At 60.2% G+C, this 15,044-nt stretch carries 11 protein-coding genes, 1 other RNA gene and 1 pseudogene; 4 read left to right on the top strand and 9 right to left on the bottom strand.

The annotated features are described in order from the left end of the window. Positions 1-63 precede the first annotated feature (63 nt). Positions 64-774 (bottom strand): HAD family hydrolase, encoded by a 711-nt coding sequence (locus tag G5171_RS00360; protein ID WP_421259650.1) that lies wholly within the window; start codon positions 772-774, stop codon positions 64-66. Between the two features lie 203 nt (positions 775-977). On the opposite strand from G5171_RS00360, the gene G5171_RS00355 reads away from it, so the two are divergent. Continuing rightward, the gene (locus tag G5171_RS00355; protein ID WP_216978550.1) at positions 978-2,531 is read left to right on the top strand and encodes a methyl-accepting chemotaxis protein; all 1,554 of its coding nucleotides are present in this window, start codon (positions 978-980) and stop codon (positions 2,529-2,531) included. A gap of 90 nt (positions 2,532-2,621) precedes the next feature. Here the strand turns inward: G5171_RS00355 and gcvP are convergent, their stop codons facing one another. From gcvP to gcvT, 3 genes are all read right to left on the bottom strand, one after another. After that, positions 2,622-5,498, bottom strand: a complete 2,877-nt coding sequence (gene gcvP / locus G5171_RS00350; protein WP_421259649.1) for an aminomethyl-transferring glycine dehydrogenase — start codon at positions 5,496-5,498, stop codon at positions 2,622-2,624. A 298-nt stretch (positions 5,499-5,796) separates the two neighbouring features. After that, positions 5,797-6,186: a glycine cleavage system protein GcvH gene (gene gcvH / locus G5171_RS00345; protein ID WP_005333898.1), complete on the bottom strand. Its 390-nt coding sequence runs from the start codon at positions 6,184-6,186 to the stop codon at positions 5,797-5,799. An 85-nt stretch (positions 6,187-6,271) separates the two neighbouring features. Then, on the bottom strand, positions 6,272-7,369 hold the full coding sequence (gene gcvT, locus G5171_RS00340) for a glycine cleavage system aminomethyltransferase GcvT (protein ID WP_058056652.1): 1,098 nt from the start codon (positions 7,367-7,369) through the stop codon (positions 6,272-6,274). On the opposite strand from gcvT, the gene G5171_RS00335 reads away from it, so the two are divergent. After that, positions 7,346-7,573, top strand: coding sequence for a hypothetical protein (locus tag G5171_RS00335; protein WP_033138042.1), 228 nt, complete (start codon positions 7,346-7,348; stop codon positions 7,571-7,573). The two genes, gcvT and G5171_RS00335, sit on opposite strands and share 24 nt — an antisense overlap. A 212-nt stretch (positions 7,574-7,785) precedes the next feature. Here the strand turns inward: G5171_RS00335 and G5171_RS00330 are convergent, their stop codons facing one another. The 3 genes from G5171_RS00330 to G5171_RS00320 all read right to left on the bottom strand — a co-directional run bounded on the left by G5171_RS00330 (position 7,786) and on the right by G5171_RS00320 (position 11,161). Then, entirely contained in the window at positions 7,786-9,054 is a 1,269-nt protein-coding gene (locus G5171_RS00330; RefSeq protein WP_204385383.1) for an FAD-dependent 2-octaprenylphenol hydroxylase, read from the bottom strand. A gap of 136 nt (positions 9,055-9,190) precedes the next feature. Further along, positions 9,191-10,414, bottom strand: coding sequence for a 2-octaprenyl-6-methoxyphenyl hydroxylase (gene ubiH, locus G5171_RS00325; protein ID WP_204383460.1), 1,224 nt, complete (start codon positions 10,412-10,414; stop codon positions 9,191-9,193). Between the two features lie 177 nt (positions 10,415-10,591). Further along, positions 10,592-11,161, bottom strand: a complete 570-nt coding sequence (locus tag G5171_RS00320) for a UPF0149 family protein (protein ID WP_033138039.1) — start codon at positions 11,159-11,161, stop codon at positions 10,592-10,594. Positions 11,162-11,334: 173 nt separating this feature from the next. Between G5171_RS00320 and zapA the strand changes: the two genes are divergently transcribed. Together zapA and ssrS are read left to right on the top strand one after the other, a co-directional pair. Continuing rightward, the gene (gene zapA / locus G5171_RS00315) at positions 11,335-11,667 is read left to right on the top strand and encodes a cell division protein ZapA (protein ID WP_005333910.1); all 333 of its coding nucleotides are present in this window, start codon (positions 11,335-11,337) and stop codon (positions 11,665-11,667) included. Between the two features lie 16 nt (positions 11,668-11,683). Further along, a non-coding RNA gene (gene ssrS / locus G5171_RS00310) (6S RNA) lies at positions 11,684-11,865 on the top strand. Positions 11,866-12,030: 165 nt separating this feature from the next. On the opposite strand, the gene G5171_RS00305 is transcribed toward ssrS, so the two are convergent. Beyond that, the gene (locus G5171_RS00305) at positions 12,031-14,322 is read right to left on the bottom strand and encodes an FdhF/YdeP family oxidoreductase (RefSeq protein WP_421259648.1); all 2,292 of its coding nucleotides are present in this window, start codon (positions 14,320-14,322) and stop codon (positions 12,031-12,033) included. Beyond that, positions 14,309-15,012 (bottom strand): annotated as a pseudogene (locus tag G5171_RS00300) (formate dehydrogenase accessory sulfurtransferase FdhD). The gene G5171_RS00305 and the pseudogene G5171_RS00300 overlap by 14 nt, the downstream one beginning before the upstream one ends. Between the last annotated feature and the right edge of the window lie 32 nt (positions 15,013-15,044).

Here is a 15,044-nt window from a genome sequence, read left to right as displayed (position 1 = left end):
AGACAAAACGCCGATCAACTGATCGGCGTTTTGCATGTTCCGTACGACAATCTGCAACCGGCGTTACAGATATTGCCCGATAATGGGGAGCAGATCCTCGACGTCACGGGCGATATGGTCGGGTTGGTGTTCCCAGCGCTCCGGGGTCGCGCAGCTATAGGCGACAGCCACCGAGATCACACGGCTCTGCTCGCCAAGCGCCCTTTGCAAATGACGGGCAAACTGCACATCCGCTTCATGGTCACCGATATAGATCAGCGACTGGCACCTGGCTGGGCCGAAGATAGACTCCAGACATTTGAGGCCACCGAAAGGATGAGGTTTTTGCTGCTGTCCGGGCACGTCATCATAGCCGACCACAGCCTTGAACAGGCTGTTCACGCCATGCAGCTCCAGTACCCGGCGAATGTTCTTTTGGGAGTTCTGCGAACAAATTCCGTGGGGAATGGCAGAGAAATGGTCAATCACCGCCTCCAGCCCCGCAAAAAAACGCACCTCGGTCCGGTTCATCTCCTGATGCTTGGCCCACAGACTGCCAGCCAGCACCATCTCGTCCCGCGACAAACCGTAGTAATCCATATAGAGCGCCTGCCAGTTCTTGGCGGAGTGATTGGCATGGTGATACTCCGCTTCGCTGCGCAGATAGCGCGGCAGATGTTCTCCGGTCAGATGGGGGGCGACCTCAGCCAGGATCTGCTTGGTGATATCGATATTCTTCGGCACCGAATTGACCAGAGTACCGTCATAATCCCATAAAATCGCATCCAACTTCATTGCGTTACCTGTCTCGCTGCACAGCCATAAGTCACGCCATGTTACTTGGCTTGCCTTTCCTCGCCAAACCGCGCTGTAAAAATGTGAGACCCGTCCCGTCCCCACGCAGTAGCACAAGAGTTAATGTGTAACAACACAATAAATGAACATCCTCTGCCATACTCAGGCGAAGCATTCCGTTATGGCAAAACCGGAGCCTGAACATGGTAACCAGTACACTTCACACCACAGATACCGAGGTTGAATTTACCGATAATGTGCAGTTGGTATCGACGACCGATCTCAAAGGGGACATCACCTATGCCAATCCGGCATTCTGTCAGGTGGCAGGCTATCGTCTGGAAGAGATGCTGGGGCAGCATCACAACCTGGTGCGCCACCCCGACATGCCCAAAGCAGCATTTGCCGATCTCTGGGCCCACCTGAAGGCGGGCAAGCCATGGCGAGGCATGGTAAAGAACCGCTGCAAAGATGGTCGCTATTACTGGGTAGATGCCTACGTCACCCCGATTTATGAAGATGGCAAGATGGTGGGTTATCAATCCGTCCGTTGTCGCCCCACTGCGGAGCACAAAGAGCGGGCCAGCAAGATGTACAAGGCTCTTAAAGCCCGCGAAACCGGCTCTGCCATTCACATGGGACAGCGCCTGATCACGCCAACCATGATGACCATCCCCCTGCTGTTAGTTTGTGTTATCAGCGCAGGCTGGCTACTCCCACCACTGCAAGCGCTCTGGATCATCATTCCCCTGTTGACCGCCATCTGGTTCAACCGTAATTCTCTCTTCCGCACGCCGCGATACTTGCAGCAGCTCGAGCAAGACTACGACAGCATTAGCCGCCTCATCTTCTCGGGGGATGCACCCCATAGCATTGCCGATTTCCATATCAAGCTGTGGCAAGCCAGAATCCGTACCGTGCTGGGAAGGGTCGATGACACGACTGTCTCGCTCAACGCCATGGCCAACAACTTGAGCGGTTCGGCAGCATTGGCCAGCCAGGATATCTCCGCACAGGATATGCAAATTCAGCAAGTCGCCACCGCAGTCACCCAGATGGCATCGGCTGCCGAAGAGATTAGCCGCAACATTCAGGACAGCAGCAACCAGATCGAAGAGGCCCGCAGCCACTGCATCACCACCAGCGAGCAGCTTTCGGAAGCGGGAGAAGAAATGTCGGCGCTGGCAACCCAGGCGGAGCAAGCCTTTCAGTCAGCCGTCGAACTGGCAAGTGAATCCGAGCGTATCGGCAGCATAATGAGCGAAATTCGCGGTATTGCGGATCAAACCAACCTGCTGGCGCTCAATGCCTCCATCGAAGCTGCGCGGGCTGGCGATCAGGGGCGCGGCTTTGCGGTGGTGGCAGACGAGGTACGCAGCCTTTCGACCAGAACCCATAAGGCGACAGAGCAAATCCAGAACAGCATTGGCCATATCCAGCAAACCCTGGGGGAATGGAAAGAGATGATGCATCTCAATGTGACCAGAACCAACGCCTGCCTCGCCACCACCCAGGCAAGTACCGGCAACCTCAATCAGGTTGTGGTCGAGATAGACAAGGTCTCTGATTTTTCCAACCAGATAACCGCCGCAGCTACCGAGCAACAAGCGGTCATCGAGGAGATCAGCCGCAATATCAACCAGATATCCTCGCTCTCTCACGATAATAGCCTCAAAATCGATCAGGTCAGTGAAACCAGCGCCAACTTGCAGACCAAAGCGAGCCAGCTCAAGGACTTAAGCCGGACCTTTGGATAGCCGTAGCAATCAGATGACATATAAAAAGGGCCACCCGTTTGGGTGGCCCTGTTGTTTAGCATTGTTTAGTACGCGATTCTGAACACGCCTTTACTTGGCGTATTCCTCGGTCGGGATGCAGGAGCAGAACAGGTTGCGATCGCCGTAGACGTCGTCGATGCGGTTGACTGACGGCCACAGTTTGGCGGCACGCATGGCGTTGGACGGGAAGACCGCCTCGGCGCGGCTGTAGCCACGATTCCACTCTGCATCCATCACGTCATCCTGAGTGTGCGGTGCATGGACCAGCGGATTGTCGGTGAGGCTCCACTGCCCCTCCTGCACCTTGGCAATCTCGGCGCGGATGGAAGTCATCGCCTCGACGAAGCGGTCCAGCTCGCGCTTGGATTCCGACTCGGTCGGCTCGACCATCAGGGTACCCGCGACCGGGAAGCTCATGGTCGGTGCGTGGAAACCGTAGTCCATCAGCCGCTTGGCCACGTCCATCTCGCTGATGCCGGAGGCCTCCTTGAGCGGGCGGATATCCAGAATGCACTCGTGGGCGACACGACCGTTACGACCGGAGTAGAGCACCGGGAAGGAGTCACCCAGCTTCTTGGCCAGATAGTTGGCGTTGAGGATGGCCACCTGAGTGGATTTCTTCAGCCCCTCATCACCCAGCATGGCGATATACATCCAGCTGATGGGCAGGATGCTGGCCGAGCCGAACGGTGCGGCCGACACGGCGCCGTTGTTGCGGCTCTCCTTGTCGGTCTTGACCACGGCATGGCCGGCCACGAACGGCGCCAGGTGTTTCTTCACGCCGATGGGGCCCATGCCCGGGCCGCCACCGCCGTGAGGGATGGCGAAGGTCTTGTGCAGGTTGAGGTGGGAAACGTCCGCCCCGATAAAGCCCGGCGCCGTCAACCCAACTTGCGCGTTCATATTCGCACCGTCGAGGTAAACCTGACCACCGTGCTGGTGAACGATGTCGCACACCTCCTTGATGGTCTCCTCATACACCCCGTGGGTCGAGGGGTAGGTCACCATCAGACAGGAGAGCTGCTCCCCCGCCTCGGCCGCCTTGGCGCGCAGATCGTCGAGATCCACGTTGCCGGATTTGTCACAGGCGGTGACGATCACCTTGAGCCCCGCCATCTGGGCAGATGCCGGGTTGGTGCCGTGGGCAGAAGCCGGAATGAGGCAGATATCGCGATGCCCCTCACCACGAGACTCGTGGTACTTCTTGATGGCCAAGAGACCAGCGTACTCACCCTGCGCCCCAGAGTTGGGCTGCATGCAGACCGCATCGTAACCGGTCACTTTCACCAGCCAATCTTCGAGGTCGGCCAGCAGCAGCTGGTAGCCCTTGGCCTGCGCCAGCGGCGCAAACGGGTGCAACTTGCCAAACTCGGGCCAGGTCACCGGGATCATCTCGGCAGTGGCGTTGAGCTTCATGGTGCAGGAGCCCAAGGAGATCATGGCGTAGTTGAGGGCCAGATCTTTCGCTTCGAGACGATGGATATAACGCAGCATCTCGGTTTCGGAGTGGTACTTGTTGAACACCTCGTGGGTCAGCACGGCGTCGGTGCGCAGCAGATCCTGCGGGATGGCGTGATGGGTCTGGGCCGCCTTGTCGAGTGCCTCGATATCCAAGCCATGGCCTTGACCGAGGAACAGATCGAACAACTCGGCCACATCGCCGCGAGTGGTGGTTTCAGAGAGGGAGACCCCTACCGCACCGTCGAGGTCTGCACGCAGGTTGATGCCATTAGCTTCAGCCTTGGCAATGAGTGCTGCTTTATCTGCCGTCAGCACGGTCAGGGTATCGAACCAGCTGGCATGCTTGAGGGCCACACCCTTGGCCTTGAGGCCAAGCGCCAGAATGGTAGTGAGACGGTGCACGCGGGAGGCGATGGTTTTCAGCCCTACCGGACCGTGGTAAACGGCGTAGAAGCTCGCCATATTGGCCAGCAGCACCTGTGCGGTACAGATATTGGAGTTGGCCTTCTCGCGGCGGATATGCTGCTCGCGGGTCTGCATCGCCATACGCAGCGCAGCCTTGCCACGGGCATCCTTGGAGACACCGATGATACGACCCGGCATGGAACGTTTGTAGGCATCGCGGGTGGCAAAGAAGGCGGCGTGGGGGCCACCGTAACCCATGGGCACGCCAAAGCGCTGGGCGGACCCCAACACCACGTCGGCGCCCAGCTCACCCGGGGATTTGAGCAGCAGCAGGGAGAGCAGATCGGCGCTGACGCAGGCCAGCCCTTTCTGGGCCTGTACGGCGGCAATCAGGGCGCGCAGATCTTTCACCTCACCTGTGGTGGTGGGGTACTGGAACAGGGCACCAAACACCTCTTCGCTCACCGCATCGCTCGCGGCGCCAACCGCCACGTCGAAACCGAAGTGAACCGCGCGCTCCTTGACCACGTCGATCACCTGCGGGTGCACATCATCGGCCACGAAGAAGAGGTTGGATTTTGACTTGGCCATCCGCTTGGCCAGCGCCATCGCCTCGGCGGCGGCGGTCGCTTCATCCAACAGGGAGGCACTGGCCAGATCCATGCCGGTGAGATCCAGCGTCAGCTGCTGGAAGTTGAGCAGGGCTTCGAGACGGCCCTGCGCCAGCTCGGGCTGGTACGGGGTGTAGGCGGTATACCAGCCCGGGTTTTCCAGCACGTTGCGCAAAATGACGTGGGGCACATGGGTATCGTGATAGCCCATGCCGATATAGCTCTTGGCAATCTTGTTCTGGGCGGCATAGCCCCTGAGCTTGGCCAGCGCCTCTACTTCGGTCATGCCAGCACCGATGCCGAGCGGGCCCGGCAGGCGAATGGCGGCGGGCACGGTCTGTTCAATCAAATCGTCCAGGCTTTCGGCCCCAACGGTCGCCAGCAGTTGGCGCAGCTCTTCCTCGCCCGGGCCGATATGGCGGCGGACAAAATCGGTTTTTTGCTCGAGTTCAAACAGTGACTGGGTCATTTCCCTATTTCCTGATAAATAAGTCCTGGCATGACATCCTGATAACCAAGACCTGATGTTCCTGATCGTCGGCTGATACCGACTCCACTCATGTTCTGGGTCCCGCAGACAGGGTGCGGCACCAGATGCTACGGCAGCATCAAGAGGGGATCGCCTTGTTGCGGACCGGCCCGTTTGCCCCCTAGGCACCTAGGCTGGCAAACGGCAGGCGCGGGCGACTTCACCCTTCCACCGGCCGGTGCTTGCCCGGCTGGCTGTCATACAAAGGGGCCCTGCTGTGTTGGCAGGGCCCGGGGCATTACTCTTCGTCCACCACGTTCTGGTAGCCTTCGGCATCCAGCAGGTTGGCCAGCTCGCTCTCGTCATCGAGCTTGATGCGGAACAGCCAGCCAGCGCTGTAGGGATCGGAGTTGACCAGCTCGGGGCTCCCTTCCAGCTCTTCGTTGACGGCAATGATCTCGCCGCTCACCGGGCTGTAGATGTCGGAGGCCGCCTTGACCGACTCGGCCACGGCGCAGTCGTCACCGGCACTGACCTGCTTGCCCACTTCCGGCAGCTCGACAAACACCATGTCACCCAGCAGCTCCTGGGCGTGCTCGGTGATACCGACCACGGCCTCGCCGTTGGCTTCAACACGGATCCACTCGTGGGAAGTGGCATATTTCAGTTCGCTCGGGATATGGCTCATTTGTGCTTCCTTTGATCTTTGAGTCGCGTTTAAAAACGAATATGAAAAGGGATGGGGGGAGGCACAGCCCTCCCCCAAGACGATGTTAAACCAGCTTCTGGCCGTTACGGACGAAAGCGGGCTTGGTGACCTTCACGGTGACCAGCTTCTTGCGGATCTCCACCTCGGCCAGCTCACCGATATCGCGGGGCACCCGCGCCAGGGCAATACTGTAGCCCAGGGTGGGGGAGAAAGAGCCGGAGGTGATCACACCTTCCCGCTTCTCACCGTTTGCCGCGGTGAAGGTAACGGGCATACCGGCACGCAGCACCCCTTTCTCTTCCATCACCAGCCCCACCAGCTTGGGCTGGTTGCCCGCCGCTTTCTGCGCTTCCAGCACGTCACGGCCGATGAAATTGCGATCGCTCGGCTCCCAGGCGATGGTCCAGGCCATGTTGGCGGCGAGTGGAGAGATTGACTCGTCCATATCCTGACCGTAGAGGTTCATCCCCGCCTCCAGGCGCAGGGTATCGCGGGCACCGAGGCCGCACGGGGCCACACCGTTATCCAGCAGCGCTTGCCACAGCTCGCAGGCTTTCTCTTGCGGCACCACGATTTCATAACCATCCTCGCCGGTGTAGCCGGTGGTGGCGATAAAGAGATCGCCAGCCTGCACGCCGAAGAAGGGTTTCATCCCCACCACGGCGGTACGCTGAGCGGCGCTCAGCACAGCAGCAGCCTTGACCTTGGCGTTGGGGCCCTGCACCGCAATCATCGCAAGCTCGGGACGCTCGGTTACTGTGATATCGAAATCGATGGCGTGATGGCGGATCCAGGCCAGATCCTTCTCGCGGGTAGCGGAGTTGACCACCAGCCGGTAGAAGGTATCGGTCAGGTAATAGGTGATGAGGTCATCGATCACGCCGCCTTCCGGATTGAGCATGCCGCTGTAAAGGGCCTTGCCGGGGGCTGTGAGTTTGGCCACGTCGTTGGCCAGCAGGTGTTGCAGAAAGGCTTTAACCCGTTCGCCGGTCAAATCGACGATGGTCATGTGGGAGACATCGAACATACCGGCATCGCTGCGCACCGCGTGGTGCTCTTCCAGCTGGGAGCCGTAGTTGATGGGCATTTCCCAACCGTGGAAGTCCACCATCTTGGCGCCGGCTTCCAGGTGTTTGGGATGCAGTACAGTAGTCTGGATCATCGCATTCTTTCCTTAGCAAAAAGCCTTTTCGCTTTGGCGACCACCCTTGCGACCCGCGCCACCGCTCTGACTGCACTACGCGCAGCAAAAAGCGACCGGATCCAAAAGTGTGTGCTCGCTCCTGCCCTTGCCAGGCAAGAGGGATTCCTTGAACGGAGCGGATTATATGACAAGCAGGCGAGCGTGCCGCTCAAAAAAAACTAATCCCCTCCCGTAAAACTGACTCCAGACACTAAGATAAATGCAGTGATAAAAACAGCTATAAGCCGACTCAGGCGAGATTAAATTTTGATTTTTACCGTTTCGTCACAATTTGCAGAAAAACGTTTCGCTCCAGAGCAAAATTAAAGGCTGACACCCAAAACGGGTCATCAGCCTTGTCGGATTACTTTTGTTGTCAAAAAACGCGAGTAATATTAGTTTTTTTCACCCTTGGCCTGCATGGCACTGCCCTTGGTCGCCGCAACGACCCAGTCAGGACGGGCCAATGCGGGCAACTCGCCCTCCAGCCCCATGGCGGCGCGGATCACCCCCTCCTTGAAGGGCGTCAGCAGATTGGCTGCCCGCAATCCCACGCCCCGCACCAGCTTCTTGAGCGGGTTGGCCCCGCTGAACAGCCGCTTGAGCCCCTCCATCGCCGCCAGCATGCGAGCCGCTTCGCTCTTGCGCCAGCGCTCGTAGCTGCGCAGGTTAGCGAGCAGGCCGATATCCTCGCCCGCGGCATGATTTTGCAAGATCTGCTCCGCCAGCGCGGCAGCATCCAGCAGGCCGAGGTTGACCCCCTGGCCCGCCAGCGGATGGATGGTATGGGCGGCATCCCCCACCAGCACCAGCCGCTCGCGGGCAAAGTCGCGAGCATAGCGGGCGGTAAGAGGAATCGCGCTGCGCGGCCCCTCCACCTTGCACAGACCGAGCCGTGCATCGAAGGCAGCGGTAAGCTGGCGATTGAACTGCTCGTCATCGCAGGCGCAGAGCGCCTCGGCGCGGGCCGCAGGCAGCGACCAGACGATGGAGCAGAGGTTCTCTTGCCACAGCGGCAAAAAGGCGAGCGGGCCATCCGGGGTGAAGATCTGGCGAGCAACCGCTTCATGGGGTTCGGCGCAGCGCACCGTCGCCACTAGGGCGTGGTGGCCATAATCCCAGCTGGTGAGCGGGATATCGGCCTGACGGCGCACCCAGGAGTGGGCGCCATCGGCAGCCACCACCAGTTTGGCCGAGATGGCCTGACCATCTTCAAGGAGCAACAAGGCGCCCGCCGGGCCGCTCTGCAGGCTCTTGGCTCTGGCGGGGGTCAGCAGCTGGATATTGCTGGCACCTTCAATCGCCTCATGCAGCGCCAGCTGGATCACCCGATTCTCGACGATGTGGCCGAGGTTGGCCTGACGCAGGCTGGCGGCATCGAAGTCGATATGGCCGAAACTGTCCTGCTCCCACACCGCCATCTTGTCATAGGCCTGCAGGCGGCGCGCTTCAATGCCGTCCCAGGCGCCGACATGGCGCAGGATCTGCTGGCTGGCCAGACTCAGGGCGCTGACCCGATTATCGGCCACCTCCCCCAGCTGCGGGTCGGGCAGTTGTCCCTCCACCACCAGCACCTTGAGGGCGCTATGTTTCAGGGCCGCAGCGAGCCCCAGCCCCACCATGCCGCCACCGACAATCACCACATCCACATTTTGCATCTGCATCATCTCATCCTTTCAGGGCTGACCGGCTGGCCAGCGAGGGGACGCCCGCAGGCATCACCTCTTTATTCAATAGGTTTTGATCAACGAATGGCGGTCACCATCTTCCGGTCAACAGGCTCCACTCAACAAGTGCTGGCTAGTTGCCGCACACATCGGCGACAAAGCCCAGGGTGCGCGAGGCGAGCGGCGCCTTGAGGCACGGGAATCGCCCCATCAGGGTGAGCGCCAGATTGCGCCCCGCCACCAGCGGATCGTGACCATTGGAGAAGAGCTGGGCCAGCGAAGAGGTGAGCCAGACGGTCTGCTCCTGATCGCGCTGACGCTGCTGCCAGTAGCCACTCAGTACCTTGAAGCTGCCGATATCCTCCCCCTCTGCCAACGCCTTGGCTACGGCGCCGGTAAGCAGGTCCAGATCCCGCATCCCGAGGTTGAAGCCCTGCCCGGCAATCGGGTGCAGGGCGTGGGCGGCATTACCGACCAGCACGGTGCGCTGGGCCAGCGGGTAGTCGCAGGCGGTCAGAATGAGCGGATAGACGTTACGCACACCGCATTGCTCGAAGCGACCAAGCCGCCAGCCAAAGGCCTGCTGCAGACGGGCAAGAAACGCCGCCTCATCGAGGGCCGTCAGCTCATCCACCTCATGCTGCCCGACGCTCCACACCAGCGAGGAGAGCCCCTCCTGCATCGGCAGCAGGGCCAGCGGCCCCCCTTCGGTAAAACGCTCGAAGGCGCGTCCCTCAGGGTCTTGCGCCGTTTTGACCGTGGCGATGATGGCGTGCTGCTCAAAGTCGTGGCGGGTCACCGGCAACTTGAAGTGCTGACGCACAAAGGAGTTGCCGCCGTCTGCCGCCACCAGCAGGCGGGTCTCAATCTGTTCACCGCTCTCGAGGGTGAGGGTCACCTTATCCTCATCGGGCGCAATCTCGCTCACCCGTGCCGGACAACAAACCCGGAGATTGGGCGAGGCCGCCATCGCCCGTTGCAGCGCCTTGCCGGCGGATGCTAGCTCGATCACCTGGCCCAGCGCGGGCAGGCCGTATTCGGCAGCCGACAGGCGAGCCTGACCGAAGTGGCCCCGATCCGAGACATGAATCTGGGTAATGGGGGCGCAATGGGGGGCAAACAGCGGCCAGAGTCCGCGTCGCAACAGCGCATCACAGGTACCGGCCGAGAGCGCAATGGCGCGGGCGTCGAACCCTGAATGGGTGTGCTGTTCGGGGACGCTTGCCTCCAGCAGCAGGATCTCGAGGGGGGAGCCATCGGATCGGAGCAGGGCCGCCAGCGAGAGGGCCAGCACGGCACCGCTCATTCCACCGCCGACCAAGGTGACATCGACCTGTCGCACATCAGATTGAGACATAAGCAGAGAGGAAGAAGTGAAAAAGGTGGCCTCATGCTATCACAAAGCCGCTGGCCGAATGCGAGGTCACCGGCAAAAAACCGGTTGCGCCTCACAGGGTTAGCCACCACAAGGAAATAAAAAAGAGCGCCATCAGGCGCTCTTGCAGATTCAGTAAGGGTCGCGTTGACCCGCACCTCAATGAAGGGTCGGCGGCGCGCTCGGGGTATCGGGGCGCTTGCCAAACTCTTCGAAGGCCATCATGACACCCAGTTTGACGTGTTCGTAGAGCACCAGGAAGGAAGCTTCGTTCTCGTCATCTTCCTGATCGAACTCGGCGGAGACCTGAGTGATGCTGGCGATATCCTGGATCATCTCCTGCAGCTCTTCCGATGCGCGGGAGAGCTCCTGCTGCACCACGCCGAAACCGGCCAGAAATGCCTGTGACCAGTCCACCAGCGAATCGATGCGCTCGTCGAGGGGAGCATCATCGCTTGGCAGCAGCAGCTCGACCCCCTTCTGGGCCATCAGGCTCTCGACTACATTGTGATAAAGATCGGTCATCACCTGGCGCACCGGGGCCGGCAGGCCGAAACCGTCGTTCACCAGATCGTTGAAATGGGGGACCCAGCTCTTCTCATCCAGTGCCACACCACCGCACACCAGACCGCAGATCACACCATGGGCCTCGACTGCACTGGCCATCAGCTCGTGCTGCTCCATGATGTCGGCCACAGCCGCATATTTAAGGGGGTTTGTTTTGCTCATAGAGGATCCGCTCAAAGTTCAGGCAAATTTGCAGAATTAATGGTCAGGATCCTAGCATTCTCCCTCTTGCAGAGCCAGCAAGGCCTTGAAACTTATGCATCTGCGCTATATAGTCCCGCCCAGTTGTCCACGTGGATAAAGGCGGAAATCAGCTCCGCCGTATTGAGGAAGGCATGAGCACAGAGGCCGTAGAAATCGTCATTTTGGGACGTCCCTACAAGGTATCCTGTCCCTTGGGACAGCAGGATGCCCTGCGCCAGGCCGCCGAGCAGCTGACCGACAAGTTGATCGACCTGCGTCAACGTTCCAAAGTCTCCAGCAACGAGCAATTGGCTATCATGGCGGCGCTCAATTTCTGTCATGAGCTCTGCCTTGAAAAAGAGAAGAACCACCAATACTCTGAGACCATGGACAAGCGGATCAAGATGCTGCAGCGCACCATCGAAGCGGCCCTGATCGAGCACGGACAATATGGTGATTCCAGCGAAGAGGGGCAGCAGCCCTAATCGCAAACCGTTTTAAAATTCCCTGGGATGTTTGTCAGCCGGTTCAAGTCCCCGAGCCGATATTCATACCAAACAGGGGATCTGCCTTCTGGCTATTGCGCATGCTCGGCACGACCGAGAAGCCTGCGGTCAGATCCGATCCCCGCCTTGAACCGACGGTTCAAGGGCCCAAACCGGCAACGGCATCTCGGGGTACCAACAGCAAAAGCCCGTCACCAGCGTGACGGGCTTTTTCTTTGCCTGATGATCAACGCCCCCTACCCCTTTCAGAGCTGAAAAAATGCCCCGGATGAAAAGCTCACCCGGGGCATCACAGCATTCACAGTGCATGCTGTGTTAGCGCAGCCAGTCGCGTTAGCGCTTCTATTTGAGCAGCAACAAGTTCTCCTGCTGGCGGGAGGCCGTCACCAGCACCGGGATGGACTTGGAGGTGGGGGTAAACGACCCGGCCCCGATACTGTCGATGGGCACCAGCGGGTTGGTCTCCGGATAGTAGGCCGCGATGTTGCCACGCGGGATCTCGTAGATCACCACGTTGAATCCGGTAACAATGCGCTCGCGCCCGTCGTTGCAGATGGCCGCCATGTCGACCCGCTCCCCTTCGGCAAAGCCAAGCTGGCGAGCATCCTCCTCGTTCATGAATACCACGTTGCGCTGGCCCTTGATGCCGCGATAGCGGTCATCCATGCCGTAGATGGTGGTGTTGTACTGATCGTGAGAGCGCAGGCTCTGCAGCAGCAGTACCGGCTGATCCACCATCTGCTCGGCATGGCGGGTACATTCCGGCAACACTGATTGCGGCAGGGTGCTGGCACGAAACTCAGCGCAGCCACTGGCGGTATTCCAGGTCAGCAGCGCCGCGGAGTTATCGAGATGAAAACCGCACGGCTGCTGGATGCGGGCATTGAAATCGGCAAAGCCGGCGATGGTCTGCTCGATGAGATCACGGATACGGGCATAGTCATCGCGCAGGGCCAGCCAGTCGACCCGCTCACTGCCCACAGTGGCATGAGCCATCCGCGCAACTATGTCGGTCTCAGAGAGGCAGAGCTGCGACACAGGCTCGGCTGCGCCGGTCGAGGCGTGCACCATGCTGAAGGTGTCCTCCACCGTGATCTTCTGGTTGCCGCTGCGCTGGATATCGAGCTCGGTACGGCCGAGGCAGGGCAGGATCAGCGCAGCCTTACCCACCTGCAGATGGCTGCGGTTGAGCTTGGTGCTGATCTGCACGTTGAGCTCGGCCTTTTTTATCGCCCCGTAGGTGAAGTCGGTATCGGGCGCCGCTGCCGCCAGGTTGCCGCCCAGGCAGATAAGCACCTTGCTCTTGCCCTGGTCCAGCGCCTTGAGCGCTTCGTAAACATTGTGACCGCGGGCCCGCGGCAGGCTCACCTGCAGGTGACGCTCGAGCCGCTCGATAAAGGCGGCGGTGGGCTTTTCGTTGATACCCATGGTACGGTTGCCCTGCACGTTGCTGTGACCCCGAACCGGACAGAGCCCCGCACCCGGCTTGCCAATCTGGCCACGCATCAGGTGCAGGTTGACGATTTCGCGAATGGTATCAACCGAGTGCAGGTGCTGGGTCACCCCCATGGCCCAGCAACTGATAATGCGCTGGCTGGCGGCAAAGACCCGGGCAGCCTGCACGATGTCGGCGCGGGTCAGGCCGGATTGCTGCTCGATCATGGCCCAGTCGGTGGCACGCACCTGCGCCTCGTACTCGGCAAAGTGGCGGGTGTGGCGGGCGATAAAGTCGCGATCCACCGCCTCCGGCGCCTCTTCCAGGATGTACTTGGCCATGCCGCGGATGGCGGCCATGTCGCCACCCAGTTTCGGCGTCAGGTATTGGTGGCTGATGGTGGTGGCAGCCGGAGTCAGCAGCTCCAGCGGGCTCTGCGGGCTGGCGAAGCGCTCCAGCGCCACCTCTTTCAAGTTGTTGAAGCTGACGATCTTGCAGCCGCCGCGCGCCGCCTGGCGCAGGGCATTCATCATGCGCGGGTGGTTGGTACCCGGATTCTGTCCATAGACGAACACCGCATCGGCCTGGTCAAAGTCATCCAGCACCACAGTCCCCTTGCCGATGCCGACCGACTGGATCAGCGCCACCCCGCTCGCCTCGTGGCACATGTTGGAGCAGTCGGGGAAGTTGTTGGTACCAAACAGGCGGCCAAACAGCTGATAAAGATAAGAGGCCTCGTTGCTGGCACGCCCCGAAGTGTAGAACTCCACCTCATCCGGGCTGGCAAGCCCCTTGAGGGTGTCGGCAATCAGGGCAAAGGCGTCGTCCCAGTTTATCGGCTCGTAGTGATCGGTCGCCGGGTTGTAGCGCATCGGCTCGGTCAGCCGCCCCTGATACTCGAGCCAGTAGTCGCTCTGGGTAGCCAGCTGGCGCACCGAGTGGGCGGCGAAAAACTCGGCCCCTACCGTCTTGCCGGTAGACTCCCATGCCACCGCCTTGGCGCCGTTTTCACAAAACTGGAAGGTACCGTGGTCGTTGTCACCCCAGGCACAACCCGGGCAGTCGAAACCGTCGGTCTGGTTGACCCGCAGCAGGTTCTTGATGTTCTGACGGGTCTTCTGGCTGCGCAGCACCTGTTTCATGGTGGATTGCAGGGACGAAAAACCGCCGGCTTTGGCGGGCTTTTCAATATGACTCATGGCACTCTCCGATGGGATCCGCCGGGCGATAGCTCGAATAGCTGACCGGGGGATCAAACTTGGGAATATGAACGACGTTGAGGTTGTATTTGAGGGCCAGCCTGACCGCCAGCTGGCTGGGCGATGCCAGACAGATGAGATGACGGGCACCAAAGCGGGCGGCTTTTTGCACCAGCTCGCTACCGCAACGGCTGGTCACCACCAGGGTGTCGCACGCACTGTGTTGACGCAGCAGCATTGTCGAGAGCATTGTGGCGCCCGATATCTTCCCGGCAGTGGAGGATCCGGCCCTCGGCATCCAGCGGCGGCGTCAGCGGCAACACCGACAGAGCGGGCAACGCCTGCTCTACCGCCGCTACGCCGCAGATGCCGCAGCCGGTCACCCCGGTCACCCCGGTCAACCGGCGCTTGTGCTCGGTCAGGGCGGCCAGAGAGCGGTTGGCGATGGTGATGTCCAGCACCCCCCCCCTGCTCGGCTGGCGCGATCTCAATGTCGTGGACTTCGTGGTTATGCCGGATAATCCCCTCGCCAAACAGAAAGCCGACGGCAAAGTCGTCGAGATCGTCCGGGGTCGCCATCATCACCGCATGGTTGATGCCATTGATGTTGATGGCGACGGCTACCTCCTCTACCAGATGATCCAGTGACGGCAAGTTGGCGGGGGTTGCGACGGGAGAATGGGCAGGCATGCAGGTTGGCCTAAAAATGCAAACTGCATTCA

Source organism: Aeromonas sp. 600774 (assembly GCF_049175075.1).
In the GTDB taxonomy this organism is placed as follows: Bacteria; Pseudomonadota; Gammaproteobacteria; order Enterobacterales; family Aeromonadaceae; genus Aeromonas; species Aeromonas veronii_A.
This window is presented reverse-complemented; position numbering and strand designations above follow the sequence as displayed.